General features: G+C 25.8%; 11 protein-coding genes and 2 pseudogenes. 10 read left to right on the plus strand and 3 right to left on the minus strand.

What is annotated here, in order from left to right:
* The 10 genes and pseudogenes from DJ007_RS12170 to DJ007_RS12215 form a co-directional block, all read left to right on the plus strand.
* Positions 1 to 728, plus strand: a 728-nt coding sequence (locus DJ007_RS12170) for a B12-binding domain-containing radical SAM protein (RefSeq protein ID WP_133308185.1), incomplete at its 5' end; no start/stop codon positions are given.
* Between the two features lies 1 nt (position 729).
* On the plus strand, positions 730 to 1080 hold the full coding sequence (locus DJ007_RS12175; protein ID WP_129409835.1) for a hypothetical protein: 351 nt from the start codon (positions 730 to 732) through the stop codon (positions 1078 to 1080).
* Between the two features lie 9 nt (positions 1081 to 1089).
* On the plus strand, positions 1090 to 2178 hold the full coding sequence (locus DJ007_RS12180) for an AAA family ATPase (protein ID WP_129409836.1): 1089 nt from the start codon (positions 1090 to 1092) through the stop codon (positions 2176 to 2178).
* Positions 2179 to 2234: 56 nt separating this feature from the next.
* Complete coding sequence (gene fba / locus DJ007_RS12185; protein WP_129409837.1) at positions 2235 to 3182, plus strand: class II fructose-1,6-bisphosphate aldolase; 948 nt, start codon at positions 2235 to 2237, stop codon at positions 3180 to 3182.
* Positions 3183 to 3253: 71 nt separating this feature from the next.
* Positions 3254 to 3508, plus strand: coding sequence for a hypothetical protein (locus DJ007_RS12190; protein ID WP_129409838.1), 255 nt, complete (start codon positions 3254 to 3256; stop codon positions 3506 to 3508).
* A gap of 17 nt (positions 3509 to 3525) precedes the next feature.
* Positions 3526 to 5835 (plus strand): YncE family protein, encoded by a 2310-nt coding sequence (locus tag DJ007_RS12195; protein ID WP_129409839.1) that lies wholly within the window; start codon positions 3526 to 3528, stop codon positions 5833 to 5835.
* A gap of 9 nt (positions 5836 to 5844) precedes the next feature.
* Entirely contained in the window at positions 5845 to 6456 is a 612-nt protein-coding gene (locus tag DJ007_RS12200; protein WP_129409840.1) for a YigZ family protein, read from the plus strand.
* 376 nt (positions 6457 to 6832) lie between these two features.
* Positions 6833 to 6886: pseudogene (locus DJ007_RS21080) on the plus strand (hypothetical protein); the annotation flags it as partial.
* Between the two features lie 117 nt (positions 6887 to 7003).
* Positions 7004 to 8378 (plus strand): annotated as a pseudogene (locus DJ007_RS12210) (IS1634 family transposase); the annotation flags it as partial.
* Between the two features lie 158 nt (positions 8379 to 8536).
* Positions 8537 to 8782 carry a DUF1949 domain-containing protein gene (locus DJ007_RS12215; protein WP_129409843.1) on the plus strand — a complete coding sequence of 82 codons (246 nt, stop codon included), beginning with the start codon at positions 8537 to 8539 and terminating at the stop codon, positions 8780 to 8782.
* Positions 8783 to 8971: 189 nt separating this feature from the next.
* On the opposite strand, the gene DJ007_RS12220 is transcribed toward DJ007_RS12215, so the two are convergent.
* The 3 genes from DJ007_RS12220 to DJ007_RS12230 all read right to left on the minus strand — a co-directional run bounded on the left by DJ007_RS12220 (position 8972) and on the right by DJ007_RS12230 (position 12539).
* A complete protein-coding gene (locus DJ007_RS12220; protein WP_129409844.1) occupies positions 8972 to 10513 on the minus strand; it encodes an ATP-binding protein in 1542 nt (513 codons plus the stop codon).
* Between the two features lie 77 nt (positions 10514 to 10590).
* Positions 10591 to 12153: an ATP-binding cassette domain-containing protein gene (locus DJ007_RS12225; RefSeq protein ID WP_206075967.1), complete on the minus strand. Its 1563-nt coding sequence runs from the start codon at positions 12151 to 12153 to the stop codon at positions 10591 to 10593.
* A gap of 32 nt (positions 12154 to 12185) precedes the next feature.
* Positions 12186 to 12539 (minus strand): ABC transporter transmembrane domain-containing protein, encoded by a 354-nt coding sequence (locus tag DJ007_RS12230; protein WP_129409845.1) that lies wholly within the window; start codon positions 12537 to 12539, stop codon positions 12186 to 12188.
* Between the last annotated feature and the right edge of the window lie 8 nt (positions 12540 to 12547).

The following is a 12547-nucleotide window of genomic DNA, read 5'->3' on the forward strand; positions in this document are numbered from 1 at the left end:
GAAATATTCCTAATATAGTTATAACTTCATCAATTGGATGTCCCTTTAAATGTACATATTGTGTAACTCCAAGAATGTGGAAATATCAAAAAAGAAGTATAAGAAATATAATTACCGGACTTGAAAAAATTCTTCAAAAGAAGCCTGTAGAAGATGTAGTATTTTTTGATGATGCTTTTTTAATACACCATCAAAAAGAAGAATTATTAAAAGAACTTTCAAAATTTGACGTTAGATATCACCTTCCAAATGGAATACATGCTCGTTTAGTTGATAAAAAAATTGCGAAGTTGTTTGCTAAGGCCAATTTTAAAGTTATAAAATTAGGATATGAAACATCAGATGAAGAAATGCAGATAAAAACTGGTGGAAAAGTTACAAATGAAGATTTAGTAAAAGCTGCAAATTATCTTTTAAATGAAGGATTAAATGAAACATCAGCATATATTATGGCAAATTTACCAGGCCAAAAAGTTGAAGATGTTTTAAGAGGAATAGATTTTTGTTTTGATTTAGGGATAATTCCATCAGTAAATGAATTTACACCAATTCCAAATACTCCGCAATATATGGATTTAGTTTCCAGAGGATGGTTGGAAATTGATACAGATCCACTTCTTTTAAACAATTCTTTTTTACCATATTGGTGGGAATATGGTATGAGTGTTGATGAAATTGAGAAAATAAAAGCTTATTTACGCGATAAAAAAGCGGAAAGAGGGAATTAAGATGGAAGAAAATTCTGAAGAAATAAAAAATTTGATAGAAGATTTAAATAAAATAGAAAATTTAATAGATAGAATTATTGTAAATGGCGATTTTGAAACGTTACCAAAAATTTTAGACCAGAGAAAAAAGATTTTAGAAAAAATGACAAATTTTTCATCAAATGAACTAATTCAAAATCGTATAGATAAGTTATTGAAAATAGATGAAGCAAGAATAAATACAATAAAAAATGAAATGGAAAAAATTAAAAGTCAGTTAAAAACAACAAATATAGGTAAGAAAGCTATTAAACATGGTTATATGAAAATACAGGAAGAATTTACAAGACGAAAATTTAATTCTAATGGGTAGGTGATCTGAATGAAGCCAAGTGATATAAAATTTTTATCAAAGAAAATTATGGAATCAGGAGAAATTCCTTTAATATGGGGACATTTTGGTGTTGGTAAAACGGATATTGCACGTGATATAGCCAGAGAAACAAATCGTGAGTTAATTATATTGGTTATATCTCAAATGGAACCAGGTGATTTAATAGGATTACCTTCAAGAAGTGAAGAAAAGACTGTTTTTTTAAAACCGGATTGGTGGCCTGAAAAGGATAATACAATTATAATGATAGATGAGATAAATAGAGCTCACAGATCTATTAGAAATGCTATAATGCAACTATTATTAGACAGAAGAATACATAATCATATTTTGCCAGAAGGAACATGGATAATGGCTGCAGCCAATCCACCAGATGATGATTATGATCAGGTGGATTTAATTACAGATCCTGCATTTATGTCCAGATTTTTTCATTTGAGTTTAAATCCGGAAGTAAATGAATGGACTCTTTGGGCAAAAGAACAACAGGTAACTGATGAAATTATATCCTTTATAAAGGAATATCCAGAATTTATTTCCAATGGTAAAAGTGTATCATTTAGATTAGATTTAAAGCCCAGTCCAAGAAGTTGGTATAAATTGGGGAGGGTTTTAAATAATCTTTCAAAAGATGAAATTAAAGAATATGCATATATATTATCTTCAGGAATTGTTGGTCCAGAAGCTGCCAGGACATTTGTGAATTATCTTGAAAATAAAAGTAATTTACCTACTCCTGAAAAAGTACTTTATGATTTAAATGATAATTTGATAAATAGAATAAAAACTATGAGTATAGACGAAAGAAATTCTATAATATTAAGAATAAACAAATACTTTGAAAATCTTGAAGAAGATGAAATGGTGAAAATATTGGATAATTCTGAACATAAATTAATAGCACGAAATATAAAAGACTTATCTTCCGTTATTTCAAAAGATTCAGCATATTCAATTTTAAGAAGTATAGATCATTATGCAAATAAGAATAAAGGTTTAAAAAAAGCATTTTTTGAAAAGTTGTTTGAAGAGTTGGCTATTGTTTTAGATAATGTAAAGTGGTTAGAGGAGATTTAACAGTATTATGATATAATTAATTTGAATTATAATATTACTCGTTGGGAGGGGTTAAAGTGCCTTATGTAGATACTAAAGTTATTTTAGAACATGCTGATAAACATGGATATGGTGTTCCAGCTTTAAATATTAACAACCTTGAATTTTTACATTATATAATTGAAGCTGGAATAAAAATGAGATCACCTGTTATAATAGAAACAAGTCAGGGTGCGATGAAATATGCTGGAAATGGTGATTTTAGAAAAGGTGCAGAAATTTTTGTAAAAATGGTAAAAACATTTGCAGATGCAGCAGACATTCCTGTTGCATTACATCTTGATCATGGAAAAAGCTTTGAATATATCGTTGCAGCAATTAAAGCAGGATATTCTTCTGTAATGATCGATGCTTCAGAGTATCCTTTTGAAGAAAATATGAAAATTACAAAAGAAATTGTAAAAATTGCTCATGCGGCAGGTGTATCAGTTGAAGCAGAATTAGGACAATTGGCTGGAGTAGAAGATGAAGCAGTTGCAGCAGAAAATGTTTTAGTAAATCCTGAAGAAGCAAAAATTTTTGTAGAAGAAACGGATGTTGATTTCTTAGCTCCTGCAGTAGGAACATCACACGGTGCATTTAAATTTAAAGGTGAAGCGAAGATAGATTATGATAGAATCAAAAAAGTTAAAGAATATGTAAAAAGACCATTAGTATTACATGGCGCATCATCAGTAGTTCCTGAATTTGTTGAAATTGCAGAAAAACATGGTGCAGATTTTGGTGGAGCTAAAGGTGTTCCAGCAGATATTTTAAGAGAAGCTGTTAAATGTGGAATTAATAAAGTTAATACAGATACAGATTTAAGAATAGCTTTTGTAGCTGGATTAAGAGAATTCTTAAATGGAAATCCAAAAGAATTTGATCCAAGAAAATATTTCAAATTAGCAAGAGAATATACAATAAAGGTTATAACAGATAGAATGGAAGTTCTTGGCTCAGCAGGAAAAGCAGACTTATTCTAATATAATCTAAATCCCGGAAATTTTTCCGGGATTTTTGCATTTTAACAATAAAAAGTAGGGTGATGGGAAAAATGAAGAAAATGGCATTGTTTTTATTTATTATTTTAGTTACTATAATATCTTTTGGAATTGATTACCAACTTATAAAAAGAAATGAATTTATATTGGATAACATAAAAAAATACGCAGAAGAAAATTGGCCTAAAGTGGAAACTAAAAATTTAATAATCTATTTTGAAAAGGACAATAAATTTTCAAAATACGCCTGGATTGTAGCCCAAAGAGAACAAAAATTTCTTGATGAAATGTTTGATTTTTTAATATAAGAAATGTGAGGAAAAAAGTGAAGGTATTTATTTTAAAAGATAATGAATTAAGTTCAATAGTGAAGGTAGAAGGGTTAGCAACTCGAGGAGAATATATTTATACCACACCATGGGCGTTAAGACATGAACTGGTTCATTTTGTTGAATCACAATTTCCTTATGAAAAGTATAGAGAGAATTATAAAAAAGAAAAGATTAATTCTGAAATATTGGTGGAAGCAATACCGCAATACTTCTCTACAGAGTATTCAACATCATATTTGAAATTTATTTTTAAATATGGGAAAAAACTGAATTTTGATAATTCAGAAGATATATTGAATGAAATGGAAGAAAAGAATAATATTTATAGATATGGACCATCATTTTTTGAATATTTATTGAGTAAATATTCTATTGAAGAAATAAAAAATTTATATGTGAATTTATTTACCAATGTTGAAGAAATAACAGGTATGACTTTTGATGAATTAATTGTAGATTGGATAAAATGGATAAAAAGTTATAAAAATAATGACTTTAAGGGAATATTTGCGTACTATTATTTTTATTATCTTTATTATGATAATTATATAGTTCCAAATATAGAACTCCAAAATATTTACAATTTTAAAACAGATAAAAAAGTTGCTGTATATGGTAATGATATTATCAGACATATTAATAATTATATAGAAATAATAAATCCTATAGAAAAAGAATATAAATTATTTAAAGGTAGCTATATTTTAGATGAAAATGAAAAGTATGTAATTACATATGATGTTTTTTCTGATATTTTTGAATTAAAAATTTATGATAGGAAAACACAAAAATTATTAGATGTTTTTACACTTGAGAATTATAAAAATAATTTTCCTATGGGTAAAATTATAGATAATTTTATAACTATTTCAAATGGAAAATTATTGTTTTTTTATAATTTGCAGGCAAAAAAGATTGAAAAAACTATTCCATATAAAAATATTGAAACGATAAAAAATATAGATGATAAAATTATAATTGGAAAATCTGATGGGACATTAGATATAATAAAAAATTATAATATTCAAAACACTATAAAAATTTCAAATTGGTTTATAAAAAAGGTGCTTTCAACTGAAAAATATTTGATAATAACATCAGGGTTTAATAAAATAACTTTTCTGGATAAAAATACATATGAAATAGTAAAAGTTTTACGTCCTGAAAACGATTATATTAGTGCTACAACTTCAAAAAATAATTATCTTTATGTATTATATTTATCAGGAAAAATATTAAAAATAGATCTGAATAATTTTAACATAGTAAGGTCTATTAATGTAGGTAGAATTGCATATCCTGAAATGGGATATTTAACAGATAAGCTATTTGTTAAATACATAGATGGATATTTAAGATTTTATTCTCTTGATAATGATATTGAAGAGAATAGAAAATATTATAGAAAGTTCAGAAATTTAAAATCATTTTCCGATTATATAGAAAATGAAGAAAGTTTTTATGAATCAGATGATGTTATAGTTTCTTATACTAAAATTGGGGATTATGAGATTATAGAAAATGAGTTTTGTGAAGTTACTGTAAAAAAGAACAGTAAAGAAATATTAAATATCGAATTATATGATTATATTAGCAATATAAAAATAGAAAATGATAAATTATTTATTTCCACAGAAGATGGTGAAATAAGATTATATGATTTAAAAAATAAAAAATTACTTTTTAAAAAACAAACATATCAAGTAGCGGGAGATTTTGATGGAGAATATATATATTATGGGAATAAAAACAGAGAAATAGTAAAATATGATTATAATACAGGTAAGGAAATAAAAAAATATTATGGGAGTTCTGGATATATAGTAGAAGTAAAAAAAGATTCAGGTAGTAAAATTATAATATCATATTATTCAAAAGATAAATTCAGGAATTTTAGTAATACTCCATCTAATAAAATAATTCTTCACTATGATGATAATGGGAATTATTTTAAAAGCATAATTACAACATATCCTATAAAGAAAATAAAGGTTTTAAAAGATAAAAATAAGATACTTGTTGAAGATACCGAGTCAAATTTATTTATATATAACTTATTAAATAGTAATATGGAAAAAATAATTCATCATCCTTTTAGGAAAATTAAATCGATAGATATAAATAATGAAAAAATAATATTAACAGATGGGAAGTTTATAATAATAAAAGATTTAAAAAGCAATAAAGAAGTTGGAAAATATTTAATTGATAGTGGTTATATTAATTTTGTAAAATGGATTTCCGAAAATGAATTTATATATATTCAGGAATATAAAATATATAAAGTTAAATTATATCAATAATGAAATGAGGTGATTGAAATATATTTTTCAATATTAAAACCAGTAGAAACAACGATAAAAGTAAAACGTTCAGAGTTTATTGGTAATATAAAAAAAGTAGATACAGAAGAAGAAGCGAAAGAATTTATAAAAGAAATATCTTCAAAGTATCGAAATGCTACGCATAATTGTTGGGCATATAAAGTGAAAAATAATAAATTTAATTATTCTGATGATGGGGAACCATCTGGAACAGCTGGAAAACCTATATTTGGTATTATTGAAAAATATAATTTAATAAATGTTGCAATAGTAGTAACTCGATATTTTGGTGGAGTAAAACTCGGAGTAAGAGGATTAATAGATGCATATTCACAATGTGCAGAAGAAACTGTATTGAAATCCAGGATAGGAAAGTATCTCGATTTAAAAATATATAAGATAAAAACCGATTATTCAAAATATGCAGAAATTGAGAGATTATTAAAAAGATTAAAAGGATGGAAAATAGTAAATCAGGAATTTATGGCAGATGTAAAGTTTGAAATTGCAATAGAAGAAGATAAAGAAAGTGAAATAATAGAAATATTAAAAAATAAAGGGAATATAGAATATTTAAGAACTGAAGAAATTGGAATGTAACATTCTTCCTCTTTATAAATTCCGAACCTGTTTCTGGTTCGGAATGATTAAAATTAGTGCCTATGTTATTATTTTTTTCACTCATAGAGGAGGAGTTACATAAAATATTACAGGCTACCATTATTTCCTTTTTTCCTGCCTTTGACAGCAATTTGGCGATTTTAAGGGAAATGGAACGGTAGAATGCGGGTTTGAGGCGTGTATTTTTCAGGAAGTCGAAAAATTGTGTGGCTAACTTTTGTTACAGAGAATTAACTATAATTAGTAATATATTAGTCCTTTTGGTGGTATAATATATATGACAACCACTGAAAGGAGATGTTTTAAAATGTATCCTAAAATATCAAAAGTGAAAGGAAAAAGATATTTAAGGATAATGGAAAGCAAAAGAGAAAATGGAAAAGTGAAACAGCATACAGTAATAAATTTTGGAAATATAGATAAGTATAGTAAAAAAGATATAACAAAACTTGTAGATAGTCTTTTTAAAATATTTGAAATAGATGAATATGAAAAAATAGAAGATGATTTAATGGAAGAAATAGCAAGAAGAAATTACGGAGCCAAAGTAATAGTAAATAAGATATTTGAAAGATATGAGATGAAAAGATATTTTGAAAGACTGGATAAAGAAATAAAATACAATGCAGAAGAAATGTTAAAAATAATGGTGATGAATAGAATAGTAGAACCGAAGAGTAAATTGGGAATATTTAATAATTTAGAGTATTTTGGATATAACAAAGTGGAAGTTAAAAAGAAAAAGACCTGGAAGAAAAAGATGTAATGTTGCACTGGTTATACAGAACATTGGATATATTAGCAGATAATAAAGAGTCGATAGAAAAACATATGTATAATCAAAGGATAAGTTTGTTTAATACAACGGTAGATTTAGTATTTTACGATGTAACAACATTAGCGTTTGAAACACAACAAACAAATGAAATATTACAAATGGGATATTCAAAGGATAAGAAATTTAATGAGTCGCAAGTAGTATTAGGGATGTCAATAGATCAGGATAGAATGCCAGTTAGTTTTGATATATATGCAGGAAATACATTTGAAGGGCATACATTTAAAGATTCAATAGAAAAAATGAAAAAAGAATATCAATTAGGAAAAGTAATAGTAGTAGCAGATAGAGGAATGATGAGTAAAAAAAATATAGAAGTAGTAGAAAATTCTAATTATGAATTCATAGTAGGAAAATCAATAAAACAGTTAAAAAAAGTAAATATATTTGAAGGAGAATTCATAGAAATAGCAAAAGGAATAAAATATAGAGAAGTAGAATATGAAAATAAAAGATTACTCATAATATATTCAGAAGAAAGAGCTAAAAAAGACAGAGCAGATAGACTACGATTAATAGAAAAAGCGAAAAAAATGTTAGAAGAAGGAAATATAGATTCCAAAAGTAAAAGAGGAGCGAAAAAATATTTAAAAGAACAGAACAAACAAAATTATATATTGGACATAGAAAAAATAGAAAATGATGAAAAATACGATGGATACTATGGAATAATAACAAACACAAAACTATCTCCAAAAGAAATATTAGAACAATATCATACATTATGGAAAGTAGAAGAAACATTCAGAACATTAAAAAATTATCTTGAAACAAGACCGGTATTTCATTGGACACCGAAAAGAATAAAAGGACATATTGTAATGAGTTTCATATCTTACATAATTCAAAGAACATTAGAATTAGAACTGGAAAAAAATAATATTGAATACTCTCATGAAAAAATAAGAGAAGCTATAAAAAAATGGAATACTCTGAAATAAGATTAAAAGACAAATTATTTGCATTAAGAGCCAATTTAAACGATTTTCAAAAAGCCATATTAAAAACATTAAAAATAGAAAAACCGAAAAAAATGATGGAATTAGATGAATTTAAAAAATAATCTCCTAAAACACGCATGAAAAGCCAAAAAGGAGGATGTGTGTGGCTAATTTCTCTTTTTATAAAAAGTTAACAATAGCTATTTTTTTGAATAATTCTACTTTTTAGAATTTTGTTGATAATAATAGTGTCAAACTCAGGTGTGCAGAAGAAACTGTATTGAAATCCAGGATAGGAAAGTATCTCGATTTAAAAATATATAAGATAAAAACCGATTATTCAAAATATGCAGAAATTGAGAGATTATTAAAAAGATTAAAAGGATGGAAAATAGTAAATCAGGAATTTATGGCAGATGTAAAGTTTGAAATTGCAATAGAAGAAGATAAAGAAAGTGAAATAATAGAAATATTAAAAAATAAAGGGAATATAGAATATTTAAGAACTGAAGAAATTGGAATGTAACATTCTTCCTCTTTATAAATTCCGAACCTGTTTCTGGTTCGGAATGATTAAAATTAGTGCCTATGTTATTATTTTTTTCACTCATAGAGGAGGAGTTACATAAAATATTACAGGCTACCATTATTTCCTTTTTTAATACCACTATTCTATCTGTTTTTTCTATTTCGCTTACGTCATGACTCGCCAATATTATCGTTTTTCCATTTTTTCAATAACATAATCCACAATATTTCTTTTCTCAGAATTTATGTTTATTCCTATGAGATATATTTCTTTTCCTCTGTATTTTTCATAATATTTCTTCTCTTTTATTTGTTCTATCGCTTCTTCTGCACTTTTGTCTAATTTTGCCTCAAATATATATACCTTTTCATCGAATTCTAATACTACATCGCTTCTTCCTAAATTTGTCATTTCTTCTGCTCTTACGTTTAATCCTGCTATTGCCAGTATTGCAAATATTAATGAGTGATAATATCTTTCTTCTTTTTCATGTAGATTATACGGTATTGAACTTATTACTTTTTTTATTTCTTCTATTAATCCTTCTATATCATTGTCATATATCTTTTCATATATTATATTTTCTGCTTCATCTAATCCTTTTAATCCATAGTTTGCTTCCAATATCAATCTTGAGAAACTGCTTTTTACTTCTATGTTTGGATAGTCAAGTATATATTTCTTTTTTAATCCCAATTTTTTTATCCCTTTAAAGGTTAAATATCCTGCCTGTGTAAAGAATATGTTTGCATTTGCATCTTCTATTTCTCTTGTTGAGAAATCCATTGCACTTACTGTCTCTTTTACTAAGTCTTCATATGTTATCTTTTTGTTTTTTATGTATTCGTATAGGAATGATGGTGATCCACTTTCAAACCAGTAATTTTTAAATTCCTTTTCTTCAAAGAATTTTAATATTGAGAATGGATTATATACATAATGTTCTCCATCAAATGAAAATCCATTATAGTACTCTTTTAATCCTTTTAATAATTCTTCTTCACTTATTCCCATTTCTTTTGATGTTTCTTTTATGTGCTCTTTGAAATAATGTTCAAGTTCTTCCTGTGTATATCCTAACATCTGTGAGTATTTTTTGTTTAACGATATATCGTTTAAATTATTTAATGCAGAGAATACTCCTGTTTTTGTGAATTTTGTTATTCCTGTTAAGAATACAAACTTTATATATTCGTCTTTTGATTTGATACTTACATAGAAATCCCTTAATATTTCTCTATATCTTTCTGCTTTTTCTTTGTTATTTATATTATCAAGTATTGGTTTTTCATATTCATCTACCAGTATTACTACCTTTCCTTTTTTTGATAGTTTTATTATTAACTCATTGAATGCAAATTTATAATCTTCTTCTTCAATATTTACTCCATTTCTTTCTGCTTCTAATTTTAGTATTTTTGTTAGACTTTTTTTCATTCTTTCTTCGTTATCTGTTGCTACATCTAATAAATTTATTCTTATTATTGGATACTCTTTAAAATCCCATTTGTCGTATATATATGTATCCTTAAATAATTCTTTTTCTCCTTTGAATATATAATATAATGTTGATACTGTTAAACTCTTTCCAAATCTTCTTGGGCGAGATAAAAATATTGGTACTTCTGAACTTATCAGGTCATATATATATTTTGTTTTATCTACATATACATAATTTCCTTCTATTATCTTTTTATAATCCTGTACCCCTATTGGCAATTTTTTCATCGATTCCACCTCCTGATTCAATTATATCATATCAATAATAAAATGAGGCTTTTGCCTCATTTATTTTTAATATGAGCTTATACATTTTTCATTTTCACAAAGTTCCTGTAGATTTTACTGTATAATTTTTGATTTTTGACTAATTCATCGTGTTTCCCTTTTTCTATTATTTTTCCTTTATCAATAACTATTATTTCATCTGCCAATTCTTTTATGACATTTATTTTATGCGATATTATTATGCCATTTTTATTTTCAATATATTTTTTCAATATTTTGAGATTTTTTTCTTCTGATATTGCATCAAGACTTGTAAATGGTTCATCTATTATAAATGGTCCATTATGTTCTGGCAATAAAAATCTTGCCATACACACTCTATTCTTTTCTCCACCAGATATTTTTTTACCTCTTTGACCTAACTTTCTATTTTCCAATTTTTCAAGTTCCAATTCCGATATTATATTTTCATATTTTTCCCGTATGTAGTAATTCCGTGAAAATAGTACTTCAGCTATAAATGATATATTAATTTTATTGTTTCTAATTTTTTCTGTTATTTCATACAGGATTTTCTCCTTTTCTGTATAACAGTCATTAATATTATATATTTCATATATCATTTCTATATATTCATTGTTTAGTGTTTTAATATTCAAAGGCTCTTTCATTTTTTTTATTTCTTCCATAAATTTAAATAATTGATTTTTGTAATTTTTCAACTTTTCCATGTATTCATTCTCAGGTAATCCAATTTTTCCAAGAGTCACATTAAAATTCAAATCTTCATCAAATATTTCCATTTCCTGTGAATAATACTTTATACTGGAATAAATAAAAGGTTTATGTATTTTTCTTACATCAATATTTCCTAATTCCACATATCCTTTAAGAGGAGATATTTCTCCAAAAATCATTTTTAATATTGTACTTTTTCCTTCTCCAGATAAACCCACAAGACCTATTTTTTTATTTATTTCCAGATTAAGGTTTTCTATTATCTCCGCATTGGAATATGAAAATGAACAATTGTTTATTTTTATTGTATTATTTTCAGGTAAATATAATTTTGGCTTTTTTAAAAGATTATCTTCTATTCGCTTATAAAACATTTCGAATTTATTTATATTAGAATATATTTCCTGAATTGAATCTATAGGTTTAAATACAATAGGAAAGTAGGATAATATTGCAATAAATGCTGATAATTCCAACTTCTCTTTCTGTATTTGAAACATTGCAAATATAAAAAATAACGTCAATACTATATTTTTTATGGCGGTTATCGCTGAATTACCAAATATAGATGCGTATGATGCTTTTTTAAAGTAATTATCTCTTTTTTTAAATAGTTCATATACCATATTTTCAAGTTTTAATATATTACCATATCCACTTATACTTCTTTTGTTTTCAATAAACTCTAACACTTTTGGATTTGTTTCAAATACCAGTTCCCGTGCTTTTGTAAAGTTATTTATATGTATTTTATTTGTTATCTTTATTATAGTAAATATTAATATATAAGAAACTATAATTAATGCCGGAAAAATCAATGTCCATTTTGCCGAGATTATTAACGCAACTAAACTTACCATAACACCTATAATCATGGAAAAGTAATTCTTTTTTAACAACATTGATATTTGTTCAGAATTCCCAAAAAGGCCTGTCATATATGCCCGGGTCCTCTTTGATCAATAATTTTATTATCCTGTCTCGTTATGGAAGACAATAGTTCATATTGTATTCGGCCCTTTAAACTTCTAAATAGATTTTCTAATAATAATGATTCTATTATGCATATCAGAGAAATGGTTAATCCTGATACAAGAAAAACAAGAATTAATCCGTTTTCAATATTATTTTTAATAATAGCATCTATTATATTCTTTTGAAGTAATGGCAATACTATAGTGAGAATATTCACTATAATTGAAATTAACATTATAAAAAACACATTTTGTTTTATTCTTTTTCCAAATCTTGATGATACAAATTTAAAAACAATTTTTATTTTACCCATATTCAGCT

This window comes from Marinitoga lauensis (genome assembly GCF_004135675.1).
In the GTDB taxonomy this organism is placed as follows: Bacteria; Thermotogota; Thermotogae; order Petrotogales; family Petrotogaceae; genus Marinitoga; species Marinitoga lauensis.

Bases quoted from the DNA above. Each gene is read 5' to 3' on its own strand.
- DJ007_RS12175 (WP_129409835.1), top strand. From the start codon at position 730: ATGGAAGAAAATTCTGAAGAAATAAAAAATTTGATAGAAGATTTAAAT.
- DJ007_RS12180 (WP_129409836.1), top strand. From the start codon at position 1,090: ATGAAGCCAAGTGATATAAAATTTTTATCAAAGAAAATTATGGAATCA.
- DJ007_RS12190 (WP_129409838.1), top strand. From the start codon at position 3,254: ATGAAGAAAATGGCATTGTTTTTATTTATTATTTTAGTTACTATAATA.
- DJ007_RS12220 (WP_129409844.1), bottom strand. From the start codon at position 10,513: ATGAAAAAATTGCCAATAGGGGTACAGGATTATAAAAAGATAATAGAA.
- DJ007_RS12225 (WP_206075967.1), bottom strand. From the start codon at position 12,153: ATGTTGTTAAAAAAGAATTACTTTTCCATGATTATAGGTGTTATGGTA.
- DJ007_RS12230 (WP_129409845.1), bottom strand. From the start codon at position 12,539: ATGGGTAAAATAAAAATTGTTTTTAAATTTGTATCATCAAGATTTGGA.